The organism is Rhizobium sp. BR 249 (assembly GCF_047445895.1).
GTDB lineage: Bacteria > Pseudomonadota > Alphaproteobacteria > Rhizobiales > Rhizobiaceae > Rhizobium.
This window is the reverse complement of record NZ_JARWKX010000005.1, coordinates 151,142-166,271: the sequence shown is the minus strand read 5'-3', so window position 1 is coordinate 166,271 and position 15,130 is coordinate 151,142. Positions and strand designations below refer to the sequence as shown.

The 15,130-nt window shown below is 61.8% G+C and carries 16 protein-coding genes; 5 read left to right on the top strand and 11 right to left on the bottom strand.

The window, feature by feature from the left end:
* Window positions 1–61 precede the first annotated feature (61 nt).
* The 3 genes from QD408_RS07180 (at window position 62) to QD408_RS07170 (ending at window position 3,205) form a co-directional block, all read left to right on the top strand.
* A complete protein-coding gene (locus tag QD408_RS07180; protein WP_414138811.1) occupies window positions 62–1,669 on the top strand; it encodes an alpha-amylase family protein in 1,608 nt (535 codons plus the stop codon).
* Window positions 1,666–2,700, top strand: coding sequence for a TIGR03885 family FMN-dependent LLM class oxidoreductase (locus QD408_RS07175; protein WP_414138810.1), 1,035 nt, complete (start codon window positions 1,666–1,668; stop codon window positions 2,698–2,700). Before QD408_RS07180 ends, QD408_RS07175 begins: the two co-directional genes overlap by 4 nt.
* A 70-nt stretch (window positions 2,701–2,770) precedes the next feature.
* Window positions 2,771–3,205 carry a DUF6766 family protein gene (locus tag QD408_RS07170; protein ID WP_414138809.1) on the top strand — a complete coding sequence of 145 codons (435 nt, stop codon included), beginning with the start codon at window positions 2,771–2,773 and terminating at the stop codon, window positions 3,203–3,205.
* Between the two features lie 268 nt (window positions 3,206–3,473).
* Here the strand turns inward: QD408_RS07170 and preA are convergent, their stop codons facing one another.
* From preA to QD408_RS07150, 4 genes are all read right to left on the bottom strand, one after another.
* Window positions 3,474–4,787, bottom strand: coding sequence for an NAD-dependent dihydropyrimidine dehydrogenase subunit PreA (gene preA / locus QD408_RS07165; RefSeq protein WP_414138808.1), 1,314 nt, complete (start codon window positions 4,785–4,787; stop codon window positions 3,474–3,476).
* A gap of 15 nt (window positions 4,788–4,802) precedes the next feature.
* A complete protein-coding gene (locus QD408_RS07160; RefSeq protein WP_414138807.1) occupies window positions 4,803–6,164 on the bottom strand; it encodes an NAD(P)-dependent oxidoreductase in 1,362 nt (453 codons plus the stop codon).
* Window positions 6,165–6,574: 410 nt separating this feature from the next.
* Window positions 6,575–7,570, bottom strand: coding sequence for a sensor histidine kinase (locus QD408_RS07155; RefSeq protein ID WP_190237518.1), 996 nt, complete (start codon window positions 7,568–7,570; stop codon window positions 6,575–6,577).
* 190 nt (window positions 7,571–7,760) lie between these two features.
* Window positions 7,761–8,555, bottom strand: a complete 795-nt coding sequence (locus tag QD408_RS07150) for a response regulator (protein WP_088684759.1) — start codon at window positions 8,553–8,555, stop codon at window positions 7,761–7,763.
* 265 nt (window positions 8,556–8,820) lie between these two features.
* On the opposite strand from QD408_RS07150, the gene QD408_RS07145 reads away from it, so the two are divergent.
* A complete protein-coding gene (locus tag QD408_RS07145) occupies window positions 8,821–9,027 on the top strand; it encodes a NepR family anti-sigma factor (RefSeq protein WP_088684758.1) in 207 nt (68 codons plus the stop codon).
* Window positions 9,028–9,037: 10 nt separating this feature from the next.
* Entirely contained in the window at window positions 9,038–9,595 is a 558-nt protein-coding gene (locus QD408_RS07140; protein WP_011426507.1) for an RNA polymerase sigma factor, read from the top strand.
* Window positions 9,596–9,935: 340 nt separating this feature from the next.
* On the opposite strand, the gene QD408_RS07135 is transcribed toward QD408_RS07140, so the two are convergent.
* The 7 genes from QD408_RS07135 to hemP all read right to left on the bottom strand — a co-directional run bounded on the left by QD408_RS07135 (window position 9,936) and on the right by hemP (window position 14,969).
* On the bottom strand, window positions 9,936–10,340 hold the full coding sequence (locus QD408_RS07135; RefSeq protein ID WP_414138806.1) for a hypothetical protein: 405 nt from the start codon (window positions 10,338–10,340) through the stop codon (window positions 9,936–9,938).
* A gap of 9 nt (window positions 10,341–10,349) precedes the next feature.
* Complete coding sequence (locus tag QD408_RS07130; protein ID WP_414138805.1) at window positions 10,350–10,694, bottom strand: glycine zipper domain-containing protein; 345 nt, start codon at window positions 10,692–10,694, stop codon at window positions 10,350–10,352.
* A 150-nt stretch (window positions 10,695–10,844) separates the two neighbouring features.
* Window positions 10,845–11,639 carry a heme ABC transporter ATP-binding protein gene (locus QD408_RS07125; protein WP_414138804.1) on the bottom strand — a complete coding sequence of 265 codons (795 nt, stop codon included), beginning with the start codon at window positions 11,637–11,639 and terminating at the stop codon, window positions 10,845–10,847.
* Between the two features lie 21 nt (window positions 11,640–11,660).
* The gene (locus QD408_RS07120; RefSeq protein ID WP_414138803.1) at window positions 11,661–12,773 is read right to left on the bottom strand and encodes a FecCD family ABC transporter permease; all 1,113 of its coding nucleotides are present in this window, start codon (window positions 12,771–12,773) and stop codon (window positions 11,661–11,663) included.
* Between the two features lie 2 nt (window positions 12,774–12,775).
* Window positions 12,776–13,705, bottom strand: coding sequence for a heme/hemin ABC transporter substrate-binding protein (locus QD408_RS07115; RefSeq protein WP_414138802.1), 930 nt, complete (start codon window positions 13,703–13,705; stop codon window positions 12,776–12,778).
* Between the two features lie 11 nt (window positions 13,706–13,716).
* On the bottom strand, window positions 13,717–14,766 hold the full coding sequence (locus QD408_RS07110; RefSeq protein ID WP_088684752.1) for a hemin-degrading factor: 1,050 nt from the start codon (window positions 14,764–14,766) through the stop codon (window positions 13,717–13,719).
* Window positions 14,767–14,786: 20 nt separating this feature from the next.
* Window positions 14,787–14,969, bottom strand: a complete 183-nt coding sequence (hemP, locus tag QD408_RS07105) for a hemin uptake protein HemP (RefSeq protein WP_064706159.1) — start codon at window positions 14,967–14,969, stop codon at window positions 14,787–14,789.
* Window positions 14,970–15,130: the final 161 nt, after the last annotated feature.

Genomic DNA, 15,130 nt, shown 5'->3' with positions numbered 1-15,130 from the left:
CAGGGACTGACAGGAGATCGTCGCGGTGCCAGACCGAAGCAGCAGCTGGTATGAAGAGGCCGTGATCTACAGCATCGATGTCGAGAAATTCGCCGATGGCAATGGCGACGGGATCGGCGACTTCATCGGCTTGGCCGACAAGCTGACTTATCTTTCAGAACTCGGGATCACGTGTATCTGGCTCCTGCCGTTTTATAGCAGCCCGGACCGCGACAACGGCTATGACGTCAGCGATTTTTATTCGGTCAACCCGAAGGTCGGAACGCTCGACGACTTCCTGACATTCCTGCACAGCGCCGGTGAACACGGCATTCGGGTGATCATCGATCTTGTAGTCAATCACACATCCGATCGGCATCCGTGGTTCCAGGCCGCCCGGCGGGACGACATGACGCGCTACCGGAATTACTATGTCTGGAGCGCTGATCCTCCACCCGTCGCCCCCGGCGCGAAATCGATTTTTCCGGGTGAAGTGAACAGCCTCTGGACCTATGACGAGGTGGCGAGAGCCTATTACTTTCATAGTTTCTATGAGTTTCAGCCCGAACTGAATGCTGCAAATCCGCACGTCCGCGAAGAAATATTGCGCATCGTGGACTACTGGATTGCGTTCGGCGTCAGCGGGTTCAGGCTCGATGCCGCCCCGCTCATCATAGCCGACAAAGGACTTGAACATGCCAATCCTCGAGATCCTCACGGCATCCTGAGGCAGATCGGCAGCTATTTACAAGGCCGACGGCCGGGCGGCGTACTGCTCGGAGAAGTCAATCTTCCGCCGGAGACTTCCGACGCTTTTTTTGGAGAAGGGGACCAGCTCCAGCTTCTGCTCAACTTCATGCTCGCCTGCTATCTCTTTGCCGGTTTTGCCAGGGAAGACGCGGCCTCGATCAATCAGGGACTGAGCTTGCTTCCGGAGCCGCCGCCGGGGTGCGGCTGGGTCAACTTCCTGCGCAATCTCGACGAACTCGATTTTTCCCGGGTCGCCGAGGATCTGAAGAAGAAGGTCTTCGACGTCTTCGCGCCGAAGGAAGAGATGCAGGTTTTCGGCCGCGGCATCCGGCGTCGCGTGGCGCCGATGCTGGAAGGCGACCAGCGGCGTATCGAACTTGCTTTCAGTATCATCTTTTCGTTGCGCGGCCCGCCTCTCATCGTCTACGGAGACGAGATCGGCATCGGCGAGGACCTTTCCCAGGCGGGACGCAACACGGTGCGAGTGCCGATGCAATGGTCGGCGGAGAAGAACGCCGGGTTCTCCAGCGCCAACGGCGGAAAACTGTGCCAGCCGGTCGTCACCGAGGGGCCGTTCTCCTACAAGAAGGTGAATGTCGCCGATCAATCGGGCGATCCCAACTCTCTGTTGAACAGGATCAAGCGCTTCATTTCTCTGCGCAGGAAACAGCCGATTTTCACCAGGGGCCGGCTGGTGCGGTTGAGCGCCGACGACCCGGCGGTTTTGGTCCATGGTTTTGAAGACGCGGGATCGCTCCTGTTGCTCGTCCATAATCTGGCAGATCGGCGGATCAAGACGGAAATCAATTTTGGCGGCATGCAGCCCAAGGGGTTTCGAGATTTGATCGGTAATGTCGAATACGAAGGGGTCGGCGAACCGTGTCTCGAGCTTGAACCCTATGCCTACCGCTGGTTCATCTCGGAGGGCAACGGATCATGACGCTCATCGGCTATCACGCGTCCCACGAACAATTTTCGCCCAGCGAGCTTCTGGAATATGTGCAGGCCGCAGAGGCTGCCGGTTTCAAGGCGATCATGTCGTCCGACCATCTGACGCCTTGGAGCGGGAAGCAGGGCCAGTCGGGCTTTGCCTGGGCTTGGCTGGGGGCAGCGCTCCAGGCCACGCCGTCTATTCCGTTCGGCATCATCACCGTTCCGATGGCGTGGCGTTATCACCCGGCAATTACCGCACAGGCGGGAGCCACGGTCGCGCAGATGTTCCCCGGGCGATTGCCGTGGATCGCTGTCGGCACCGGTCAGGCCATGAATGAGCACGTCACCGGCGAACGCTGGCCCTCCAAGCCGGAAAGAAACGAACGCCTGCGGGCGGCGGTCGAAATCATCCGCGACCTGTGGTCGGGGAAGCTCGTCAGCCGGATGGAGCCCATCAAAGTCGATCAGGCGCGGGTGCATACTCTTCCCCATGAGATTCCGCGGATCGTCGCCGGCGCGCTTTCTCCGAGTACGGCGGAGTGGGCGGGAGGTTGGGCGGATGCGCTCATCACCATCAATCAACCGCGCGACAAGCTCGGTGAAGTCGTCGATGCCTTTCGGCGCGGCGGCGGGGAGGGAAAGCCGCTCTACTTGCAGACACATATCTCCATTGCCGGCTCCGAAGAGGAAGCGAGGGCGAACGCCTTCGACCAGTGGCGCAGCAACGCGATTTCCGCCGCGATCTCGGAAACGCTTCGTTTACCGGAGGAGTTCGACGAAGCCTGTCTAAAGGTTCGGCCGGAAGATATGGACGAGCATGTGCGTATCTCGGCCGATCCGCAGCGGCATGTCGAATGGTTGAAGGCCGACGCCGCGATGGGGTTCGAGCAGATCTACGTTCACAATGTCGGGCGTAACCAGCGCGAGTTCATCGAAGTCTTTGGGCGCGAGGTATTGCCTTCCTTTCAGACCGGCGAGCCGAGTGCTTCATCCGATATCTCAGCGCGAGATGACTTGAAGGGCAGGCCGGATAGCTGACGAGGGCCTCAGCGCATGCTGCCGGCCGCCGCGCTCTCGCCGGAATATGGCTGCACCTTAAGGAGGTATCATGTTCAAGAAATATGCCTATGCCTGGATCACCGTCGGCTTCTTTCTATTCTCGCTCGCCGGCCATTGGCTGTTTGGCTGGTTCGCGTTCGTCGGCGAGCAGCAAAGCCACGGCCAGGCGCCCGATATCAATGCGTACCTGATGGAAATGAGCCGGGACACCTTTGAAAACTGGCAGTCCGAGTTCCTGCAATTGCTCTGGCAGGTCGTCGGTCTTGCCTATTTTCTCTATGTCGGCTCTCCCTCATCGAAGGAAAACGATGACCGCACGGAAGCCAAACTGGACGCGCTCATCCGACTGAATGGCGGAGAGAAGGCCGAAGCGATCATCGCCGAGATAGACAAACACTTCATGCGGACGGGTGGACATGCGGGACCACACGCCCATGAACTGGAGACGCGCAGAGGGCCTCAGAGGATTGGCGGCGCCAGCTGAATCGACGCCCCTGAGTTGCCGATCAAGTTCCGCTTGATAGCCATTCTGAGTGAGAGGCCAGCTCTTCAGCTCGCGAAATGCCGGCTTGCCAGTCCTTCATGGGCGCTGTTCGAGTTATCGCGGATGGCTCTGTCGTGGAGATCGCCTGCGCTACTCGGCGGCCGTGCGATGTTCCGAAGCGCTGCGGCCAAGCGACCCGGCACGCGCATTGATACCTGCCGGCAAAAGCGACGCCGCGGATCGAGTTTCTCCGCGGCGTTGAATTTCGTTACTCCGCCGCCTGGCGGGCCATCGGGTTGTTCGGGTGCGTCGTCCAGTTGGCATAGTTGGGGTCGACGGTGCGGCCGGTGCGTTTGTCCAGGGTGCCGGCGGCGAGCGGTTCCATGGTGATGCAGTTTTCGACCGGGCAGACGTTGACGCAGAGATTGCAGCCGACGCATTCCTCTTCGATCACCTCGAAATGGCGCAGGCCATTGACGACGTTGGTGATTGCCTGGTGAGAGGTGTCCTCGCAGGCGATGTGGCAGCGGCCGCATTTGATGCAGGCGTCCTGGTCGATCTTCGCCTTGGCGATGTAGTTGAGGTTCAGATACTGCCAGTCGGTGACGTTGGAGACGGCGCGGCCGGTGATGTCGTCGAGGCTGCGGTGGCCCTTTTCGTCCATCCAGTCGGAGAGGCCCGTTATCATCTCCTGCACGATCTTGAAGCCGTAGGTCATCGCCGCGGTGCAGACCTGGACGTTGCCGGCGCCGAGAACGAGGAATTCGGCCGCGTCCCGCCAGGTGGTGATGCCGCCGATGCCGGAGATCGGCAGGCCGTAGGTTTCGGGATCACGGGCGATCTCGGCCACCATGTTGAGCGCGATCGGCTTGACCGCCGGGCCGCAATAGCCGCCATGGCTGCCCTTGCCGCCGACCGTCGGGTTGGGGGCGAAGTTGTCGAGATCGACGGAGACGATCGAATTGATCGTGTTGATCAACGAGACGGCGTCGGTGCCGCCGGCCTTGGCGGCCCGCGCTGGGCGGCGGATATCGGTGATGTTGGGCGTCAGCTTGGTGATGACGGGCATGCGGGTGTATTGCTTGCACCAGCGCACGACCATTTCGATATATTCCGGCACCTGGCCGACGGCCGAGCCCATGCCGCGTTCAGACATGCCGTGCGGACAGCCGAAATTGAGTTCGATGCCGTCGGCGCCAGTCTCCTCGACCAGAGGCAGGATCGACTTCCACGCCTCTTCCTCGCAGGGCACCATGATCGAGGCGATCAGCGCCCGGTCCGGCCAGTTCATCTTCGCCTGCTTCATTTCGCGCAGGTTGGTGTAGAGGTCGCGGTCGGTGATGAGCTCGATATTGTTGAGGCCCAGCAGGCGGCGGTCGGCGCCGAAGATCGCGCCGTAGCGTGGGCCGTTGACGTTGACGACCGGCGGGCCTTCCTCGCCGAGCGTCTTCCAGACCACGCCGCCCCAGCCGGCCTTGAAGGCGCGCTCGACGTTATAGGCCTTGTCGGTCGGCGGCGCGGAGGCCAGCCAGAACGGGTTCGGGGATTTGATGCCGACGAAATTATTGCGGAGATCAGCCATTGTTCTCTCTCCCCTTCAAGCAACCGCGACAGCCGGAGCGGCGGCTGCGGTGAGGGTGCGATGGATGGATTCGGCCGCGTCGCGGCCATGGGCGACGGCCGAGACCGTGAGATCCTCGCCGCCGAAGACGCAGTCGCCGCCGGCCCAGACGTTGTCCAGCGAGGTGTGGCCTTCGGTGTCGACGGCGATGCGGCCGGATTCCATGCGCAGCGAACCGAGGCCCGCGGCGTCGAAGGTCTGGCCGATCGCCTTGAAGATCTGGTCGGCGGCGATCACGCCGGTTTCGCCGGTGCCGACGAGGCGGCCTTCGACGAGCTTGGTATATTCCACTTCGATCGCGGCGACCTTGCCGTCCTGCGACAGGATCGATTTCGGCGCCAGCCAGTGGCGGATGATCACGCCCTTGGAGCTTGCGAGATCCTGCTCGTATTCGGAGGCGTTCATGTGCTCCTTGCCGCGGCGGTAACAGATCGTCACCTCCTCGGCACCGAGAAGCTTTGCCTGCACCGCGGCGTCGATCGCCGTCATGCCGCCGCCGAGGACGACGACGCGCCGCCCGATGGCGATGTCGCCCTTGTCTTCGGCCTGGCGCAGCGTGGCGATGAAATCGACGGCATCGTCGACGCCGGCAAGGTTCTCGCCCTCGATGCGCAGCGCGTTGACGCCGGCAAGGCCGATGCCGAGGAAGACGGCGTCATATTGCGCCTGCAGGTCGGACAGCGAAAAATCGCGGCCGAGAAGGACGCCGTGCTTAACCTCGATGCCGCCGATCGAAAGCACATAGTCAACTTCCTGCTGGGCGAAATCGTCGACCGCCTTATAGGTGGCGATGCCGTATTCGTTGAGGCCGCCGGATTTTTCCCTGCCGTCATAAATCGTGACGCAATGACCCTTCACCGCCAGGCGATGGGCGGCGGCAAGGCCGGCCGGGCCGGCGCCGACGACGGCGATGTTCTTTCCGGTCGCCTCGGCCCTGACATAGAATTGCTTGCCGGCCTGCATGGCGGCATCGGTCGCATAACGCTGCAGGCGGCCGATCTCGACGGGCCGCTCTTCGGCCGTGTTGCGCACACAGGCCTGCTCGCAGAGATCTTCGGTGGGACAGACGCGGGCGCACATGCCGCCGAGAATGTTCTGATCGAAGATCGTCTTCGCCGAACCGATCGGATTGCCGGTCGAAATCTGGCGGATGAAGAGCGGAATGTCGATCGAGGTGGGACAGGCCGTCATGCACGGCGCGTCATAACAGAAATAACAGCGGTCGGCGGCGACCAGCGCCTCGTGATTGTCGAGGCGCGGATGAAGATCGGAAAAATTAGCCTCATACTCGGCGGGCGAAAGCCGGCCGGCATGAATCCCAGTTTCCAGTCGTTCCATTGAAGTTCCCTCATTTTTGGTAAACGGCCTGTGAGGGAAAGCGTAACTCAGGTTTAAAAATTTATCAAACGGTAAAATTTTGCCGATTCACTCTTGTTGTCGTTCATATAAGTATTTGTTTTCGTACGTGAAATTTATTCGATCCGGATCGATGGGAGAGCGGAGCGCGCGGCAGTGGGACGGCATCCGAAAAAAGATTCAAAAAAGTCGAATTTTTTTCCGCTCCGAGGGAACCAAATTCGGGCGTCGTCGTTATTGCGGTATCCGGATGGTGATCGCATCGACCCAACATGCGCGCCCCCAACCCACCATTCGGACGTACTCACGGTCCCCTCCCGGTGAGTGAAGACAGCCGGTGCGCCGCCCTCGCACCGGCTGTTTTTCATTGTCGTCCGTCTGCTCTCGAGGTTTTACACCCGCTTGAGAATCTCGAACTCGGTTTCGGGAATGGTCAGGCGATACTCGATGCGGCCCGGTACGAGGTTCAATTCCGCCTTGCCGTTGACCGAGGAGGGCACGACACGCTCCAGCACGGTGCGGCCGAAGCTGTTTTCGCTGAACTCGTGGACCTCGGACTGATCCCGCAGCACTTCGGCCCAAGCGACCTCGATCGCCCTCCTGTCGCCGATCATGGCTTCGCGGCAATTCAGCGTGATGGAAGCCGCACCGCCCGATATCGCGCCATAGGAGGCGGAGTTGACGATGAGTTCATGCAGGGCGAGCCCGAGATGCACGGCGGCATTCGGCGTCAGATGGGCGTTGATGCCGTAGATCGGCATGGAACCCGCCGTCTCCGGCCAATAGGGGGCGAACTGCTTTTCCGCGAGTTCGAAGAGGAAGGCGCCGCGCCAGCTCGAATCCGTAATCAGGTCCTGCGAGTTGGAGAGCGATTGCAGCCGTCCGCGGAACTTGAGGAGAAAGCTGTCGAGGGAGAGCGTGTTGCGCGCCGTTTGCGTGGCAATGCCCTGAATGATGGCGAGAAGGTTCTTCGAGCGGTGCGAGAGCTCGCGCAGCAGCGATTTCAGCACTTTCTCGCGATGCCGGCTTTCGGTGACCTCAGCCATGACCGACAGCAGCCCGTAAGTGCCGCTTTCGCCGGTGCGCTGGATCTTCAGCTCATAGGTACGCATTTCGCCGTCGACGTCGATCTCGACCTCGGCATTGTTGGGAATGCCGGTTTCCAGAACCTTGTGTTTTAGCACCGTCAGATATTGGCCATGGGCATTGCCGAACAGGGCGGCGTCGCTGCCGCCGGGCGCAAAGAGGGCTGCGAAATACGACGGCAGATTTTCGGCGTAGAAGATCGACAGCCGCGCGTCCTGGCAGAGGATCGATATCCCGGCGCTGCCGAGCGCACGCTCCATCATTGCGGCTTTGCCTTCGAATGCGAGAGGCATGCCGGACAACGGTTCAGTCGTACTCACTCGGCCGCCTTTCCTGTGACATCTCGAACGCCGCTGAAGGGAGCGCCATTCCAGAAACCGTCTGCCAAATCTAGAACAAAGCGCTGCAAAAACCGTTAAAGCCGCCGGAGCGTCCCGGCTGCACCGGAACGCCTGTCCTGGCGATTTGGTTCCGAAGGCCGGAAAATTGCGTTCAGGCGGCTACTTTGGTCGATTCATTGAAGAAAAGAGCCTGACTGATCAGTGCCTTGACCATGTCGGGGTTGAAGGGCTTGGTGACAAGGAAAGTGGGTTCGGGGCGCTCGCCGGTCAGAAGCCGTTCCGGGAAAGCCGTGATGAAGATCACCGGCACGCTCGACGTCTTGAGAATGTCGTTGACGGCGTCGATGCCGGAGCTGCCGTCGGCAAGCTGGATATCGGCCAGCACCATGCTCGGCTTGGTCTTGTTGTAGAGCGCAACGGCCTCGGCATGGGTGCGGGCGATGCCGGTGACGCGATGGCCGAGGCTTTCCACCATCTGCTCGATATCCATGGCGATCAGCGGTTCGTCTTCGATGATCATGATATCGGTTGCGACCTGGCGTGAAATTTCCTGCGAGGCCTTGTCGAGCAGGCGCATGACGTCCTGTTCGTCGAGTTCCAGGATTTCCGAGATTTCGGCGATGCGGAAATTCTCCACGGCGGCGAGGAGGAAGGCCTGGCGGGCGCCGGCCGATACCTTGGAAAGGTTGAGCGTGGCGCGCTGCTCCCAGGCATAGGGCGAAGTCGGCTCTGGAATCTGGATAGCGGTGGAACCAAACAGTTGCGTAAACAGTTTGTAGAGTGCGACCCGGTCATTCGCCGTATCCGGGAAAATCGACAGATCGGCGATGATGGCTTCAAGAACGGCGGCGACATAAGCGTCGCCTGAGGTTTGCGTTCCGGTCAGGGCGCGGGAATAGCGACGCAGATAAGGAAGGTGCGGCGCAATTCGAGTAGAAAGTGTCATAAAGGGCTCCCGTATGCAGGCCGGTCTTGGCTTCAATGAGCGGTTAACGCCGCCTTGATAAAAAAGTTCCGGAACGGCAGGAACTTTTTTTGTCGCGCCGCATTATCCCAGCCGACATAGAAAGAGCGTAGCATTTTGACCCATGCAGCGGTAGATGCCGGCGAGATTGATAGTAATATACTCAGTATCGATGGCATTGGCGGTGGCTGGAGACATGATTATTCCATGCGCGCCCTGCAACAGACAACGGTGAGAAGACGAGTTGATGACGACACGCAATAAAGAAGCAGCGGATCAGCGGAAGCTGGAGCTGCGGGCAAGCGATATCCTGGACCCGAACAACCAGATCGGCGTCAAGCTGCGGTCGCTCTATGCCGCCGCGCAGGATGAGGCGATCCCCGATCGTTTTCTCGATCTTCTCGAAAAGCTCGACCATGCCGAAATGATGGCTTCTGCCAAGATGGCCGAATAGGATCGCCCGCATGGAAGAAAAACTGCAACCCAGCTTCAAGCGGGAATTGCTGGCGGCCCTCCCTAGCCTTCGCGCTTTCGCCATTTCGCTGATCGGGCGGCACGATCGTGCCGACGATCTCGTCCAGGACACCATCATGAAGGCCTGGGCCAAGCAGGATCATTTCGAGATGGGCACCAATATGAAGGCCTGGCTCTTCACCATCCTGCGCAACGAACTCTACAGCCAGATGCGCAAGAGCGGCCGCGAGGTGCAGGACAGCGACGGGCTGTTCACGGAATCGATGGCGATGCACCCGTCGCAATACGGCGCCCTCGACCTGCAGGATTTCAAGAAGGCGCTCGACCAGTTGCCGCCGGACCAGCGCGAAGCGATCATCCTCGTCGGGGCCTCGGGCTTCTCCTATGAAGAGGCCGCCGAAATCTGCGGCTGCGCCGTCGGCACCATCAAGAGCCGCGTGAACCGCGCCCGGCAAAGGCTGCAGGAATTGCTGCAGATTTCAGGCGAGGCCGATTTCGGGCCGGATGCAACCTCGGCGCCGCTGACGTCGAAGGCTTTTGCGTTCTGAGAAGCGATTTTGCTTGTAAGGGAAGCCGGCTGCCTCTTGGCGCGCGCCGGCTTTTTCTTCATTGCACGGGGACGACGCTGTACGGCGGTCGTTATTCGAGGCACTACCTCTCCTCCCTCATTCCTGTGCCTGTCACAGGAATCCAGTGCGCCCAAGTCCTTGGGCGCGATAGACTTTTCCTTTGAAAGCATTTTCATTCACGGCGCAGACGCGCCGTGGCTGGATTCCTGTGACGAGCACAGGAATGAGGGAGGGTGGAGTCGACCTCATGCCCCCACTTTCCGCTGGTACGAACTCACGGCTTCTCATTCCGTGCAAGCACGAGGAGAGGTCGTGCCCTTCAATCCTCCTCGCGCTTAGACCCCACCAGATTGGCCGCGACGATGGCTGCCAGCACGCCAGCAGTCAGCAGCGGCTGGGCGCGGATGAGGCCGAGGCCGACCGTCGCCATGGATTCCAGCGCGGCGCGGCGATCGCGGGCGCGGCGGGCCTCGCGGGCGTTCATGATCGACATCACCACCAGCACGATGATTGCGAGCAGCAGCGCGCAGGCGGCGAGGAAGAGGGCGGCGCCGACCGGGCCGTAAATGCCGGCGAGCCAGATGGCGCCAGCGGCAACTGCCAGCGCATAGGCGGTGAGGAGGAAGAGCACGGCAATCGCGATGAACATGCCGTTGCGCTTGGTGCGTGCGATGGTTCGGTGCACGCTTGCCCCTGTCAGCAGGCTGATGATCGAAAAGAGCATCGCGTTTCCTCAGCGGCGGGCGAGGAAGGCGATAGCCAGGCCGACGGCGGCTGCGGCGCCGATCGTGGCGAGTGGATGCTTGCGCACGGTCTCGCGCATTTCGGTCGCGCCGCGCTCATAGCCGTGCTGCAATTCGCGCAGCAGCTCCTCACTGCGGCCGAGCAGGTCCTCGTAGCCGGCGCTTGCCTGGCTGCGGATCTTATCGCCCTGGTGGCGCGAGTTCTTGCCGACGAGGCGCGAGAGTTCGGCGAGCTCGCCGCGCAGCGCCTCGATCTGTTCCTCGATGCCGGCTTCGAAATTGTGGAAGGTGCCGTTGCGGCGGCTGCGGCTCGACTGGAAGATGGAATAGGTCATGGTTGTCTCCATTGGCTGGGGCGCGCGCAAGCCCGCCTCTTGTGCTCCAGGGGTCATGACCGTTGGTTGCATAGATAAGACCGCCCGGCATTGACCCAAATCACTGGCGACAACGTGTTGAGCGAGTAAAAAGTTCCGCTTGGGCGGCGGTCAGGGCCGGGAAAGAGCGCTGTGGGCGAGCACGAAAGGCGTGCCGTCGGCCGGCGCTTGATTGATGCGCAGCGCGCAGCCGAAGACCGAGAGCATGGTCTCGTCGGTCAGCACCTCACGAACGTTGCCGGCGGCGGCGAGCCGGCCGGATTTCATCAGCACGATGCGGTCGGCAAAAAGCGCCGTCAGGTTGAGATCGTGCATGACGGCGATGACGCCGCCGCCGCGTTCGCAGAAATCGCGGGCGAGCGTCATGATGGTCAGCTGGTGGCTGATATCGAGGCTCGAAACCGGCTCGTCGAGCAGCAACCAGCAGGGCTTGCCGTCGACGACGGGTTCGGAGATCTGGCAGAGCACGCGGGCCAGCTGCACGCGCTGTTGCTCGCCGCCGGAGAGTTCCTGGTAGAAACGGCCTTCGAAGCCGACGAGATCGACCGAGGCGAGAGCGGCGGCCGCGGTCTCATCGGCCTTGTCGGGATGCAGGTTCAGGCCCGAGGTCAGGCCAATGCGGACGATCTCGCGCACGGTGAAGGGAAAGGAGATGGTGCTTGCCTGCGGCAGCACGCCGCGAATGGCGGCAAGTTGCCAGGGTTTCAGTGCCTTTACCTCGCCTCCGCCGATGCGCACCGAGCCGTCATAGGCGAGCTCGCCCGATATCGCCTTCATCGTCGTCGTCTTGCCGGAGCCGTTCGGCCCCGCAATCGCCGTCAGCTCTCCGGCCCTTGCGGTGAAAGCGACGTCGCTGATGATCGATTTGCCGGAAAGGCGCACGGAGAGGCCGGACACTTCGATCATCTCAGTCACTCACAAGGTTGCTCAGAAGGCAAGGCGCGAACGCTGCTTCAGCAGGATCCACAGGAAGAACGGCCCGCCGACCGCCGCGGTGATGATGCCGATCGGCAGCTCGGCCGGGGCAACGAGGGTGCGGGCGAGCACGTCGGCGAAGATCAGCAGCGAGCCGCCGAGAAGGGCTGCGGCCGGCAGCAGGAAACGATGGTCCGGGCCGATCGCCATGCGCAGGATGTGCGGCACGACGATGCCGACGAAGCCGATGCCGCCGCTGACGGCGACGGAAGCGCCGGTCGCAGCCGCGACGCCTGTTATCGCGACATTCTTCAGCCGCTGCACCGGCACGCCCATATGAAAGGCAGCCGCTTCGCCGAGCGTGATGGCATTGAGGCCGCGCGCCATGAAGGGCAGGGCGGTGAAGGACAGGAGGATGATCGGGCTGGCGGCGGCGATCTTCGTCCATGTGGCGCCGGCAAGCGAGCCCATGCTCCAGAAGGTCAGGTCGCGCAGCTGCTGGTCGTTCGCCATGTAGATCAAGAGGCCGGTGAGCGCCAGCGCCAGCGCGCCGAGCGCGATGCCGGCAAGCAGCATCGTCGCCACCGAGGTCTGGCCATGCCGCGTCGCGATCCTGTAGAGCAGCAGCGTCGTGGCGAGACCGCCGCCGAAGGCGGCCGCCGGCAGGGCATAGATGCCGAAAAATGCCTGGAGGGGCGCTGCGAGACCGCCGCCGAGCACGATCATGGCGACCGCGCCGAAGCTTGCGCCGGAGGAGACGCCGACGAGGCCGGGATCGGCCAGCGGATTGCGGAACAGGCCCTGCATCACCGTGCCGGAAACGGCAAGCGAGGCGCCGATCAGGAAGCCGAGGATCGCGCGGGGCAGGCGGATATCGAAGATGATGATCCGGTCGCGGGTGCTGAGCGCGGTCTCGGAGCCGGCCATATTGGCGATGACGTCGAGGATCGAGGCATCCGAGGCGCCCGTCGTCACCGAAAACAGCATCGCGAAAATGGAGCCGGCCGCAAGCAGGGCAATCGCCAGCAGAGCGAGCCGCGTCCTGTCTCCTGCCTGCCTGATTTCACGCATCTTAGCCGCCCGGAATGGTCGCCTTTGCTCCGTCATGGCTTGCGGCAGGGCCATGATCAGCCCCCGTAGATCGCCGTGTTGAGGTCACGCACCGCGCTTGCCGTGCGCGGGCCGAAGCCGAGCAGGTAGACGCCGTCCATGTGGATGATCGCTTTCTTCTCGCCGGCTGGCGTCAGCGCGATTGCCGGCTGCGCCAGCAGATCCTCGTTCTTGGTGCCGGCGCCATCGCCGCGGTTCATCATCAGGATGATGTCGGGCTTGGCTTCGATGATCGCCTCATCCGTCAGCGGCTTATAGCCCGGAAATACGCCGACTGCGTTGACGGCGCCGGCAAGCTTGATCACGCCGTCGGCCGCCGTGCCGGTGCCCGATGCCATGATCCGGCCGTTCTGGGCGCTGAGGATGAAGAGAACGCGCTTGCGTTCGGCCTCCGGGCGCTTTTCGGCATCGGCGATCGCCGCGTCGAGATCGGCGGCGACCTTTTCTTCGAGCGCCTTCGCCTTGTCCGGCACGCCGAGCAGCGTGCCGACGCGGTCGATCTTGGCGATGATGCCGTCGCGGGTGAAGGTGTTCGGCACGGTCTCGAAAGGCACGCTGGCGTTCTTCAGCACGGCAAGCGCTTCCGGCGGGCCGGACCCTTCGACGGCGATGATCGCCGTCGGGTTCATGGCAAGAATGCCTTCCGGCGAGAGCGCGCGCATGTATCCGACGTTCGGCAGCTTCAGCGCCGCCTCCGGATAAAGGCTCGTGGTGTCGCGGGCGATCAGCCGGCTTTCCTCGCCGAGCGCATAGATGATCTCGGTAACGTCACCGCCGACCGAAACCAGGCGCGAGGTGTCGAGCTTCTTCTCCTCGGCATGGGCGGCGCTAGCGAAGGCAAAGCTTTTGCCGGCCGGCGCAGTCGGGATCAGCGGCAGCGCCATGACGGCTGCCGTCAGGGCCAGTTCCCAAAGGCGGACCCGGCGCAGGTTGTTACGCATCGTCATCGCTGTGATCCTTATGCGGCGGCACTTGTTGCCCGCGGCAGGTTTTCCATGATCTCGCGCCATTCGGCGCGCTCGTCGGAGCCTTCCTTCCGCTTGCCGAAGAACTGGATGATCATCTCGCCTTCGGCATTGTAAGCTTCCAGCGAGGTGACGTGGCCGTCCTTGGTCGGCTTGCGCACGGCCCAGGTCTCGGCGATGTGATCCTGGCGCAGATGCAGGTGGAAGGTCGGGTCCATGATGTTGATCCACGGTCCCATCGACTGCACGTTGAAGATCGGCCCGGAATGGATCTGGACGATGCCGTCATTGGCGACGAAGCACATGATCGGCAGGCCCGATTTGACCGAGGCATGCATCATCTCGGCCGTCGCGGTGCCGTCGAGCTTCCAGGCATAGTCGTCGCCGACTGTGCGGATGGCCGCCTGGCGGCCGATCTTCAGGCGCTTCAGCATGCCGAAGAATTCGTGGGTATCGGTGAGCTTGCTCCAGTTGTCGCGCAGTTCGTCGCGGCTGACATCGGCGGCTTCATCGGCTGTATTCGAGACCTCGGCCTCGACGAATTCCTGCGACTGGTCTTCGAGCTTCAGCTCGGCGACGATCGCGTGATAGGCCTCGATATCAGAGTTTGGGCGCAGGTGAATCTTGTGCACCGCGTTGCCTGCCTTGTCGAAATATTGCAGGCTGAGGCGCTCCTGGTCGCCATCCTTCTTGGAGACGGCGAAGCCATGCTGCCAGCGGCTCGGGAAGATGCGCAGGTCGATATTCTCGCCGAGAACGATCGCGCTCTGCACGCCTGATTTGATGTTTTCGAAGATGCCGATCTTTTCGTGCACGGCGCTTTCATTGCGCGACAGCGCCATCACCTCGCCGAGGCGTTCCACGCGCTCGAGAAGTTTCGCGGCGCTGCCGTCGATGCGGATGACGCTGATGCCGGTCTCGGCCGCGACGAGGGCTGCTTCGGAAATCTTCAGCTGGGCGGCGATATCGCGCTCGCGCATCTTCGGATTTTCGGCCCGAAACGCGCGGATTTCTGCTGGCGCCGGTCTTTTCTGCTCGGTCATGTCTTACCTACTTATTGGCCCTATTTATTGAGAATGAGTTTGCCCTGGCGGGTGATCTTCAGGCGGTAAACCAGCCCGTCGTGTCTGATCATGATCTCGTTCGTGCCGCGGAAAAGATCCGCGCTTTCGACGATCCGGTGCTGCGCCGCCGGCTCGGAGGGCAGCGGCGCATGCTTAAAAGTGTCTGGCTTTTCAACCATCATTTCGGCTGGCAATTCCGTGAGGCCGGGGATCAGAAGGTCTCCGGCTGCGTTTACAATTAACTTGACTTTCTTACTCATAGTTTTTTAAAGACGCAATAGAAGACTAACGCAGTCAAGTTTTTGAGATTGCTGATACGAAGCCGTCCGCCGACGGCTCGCGA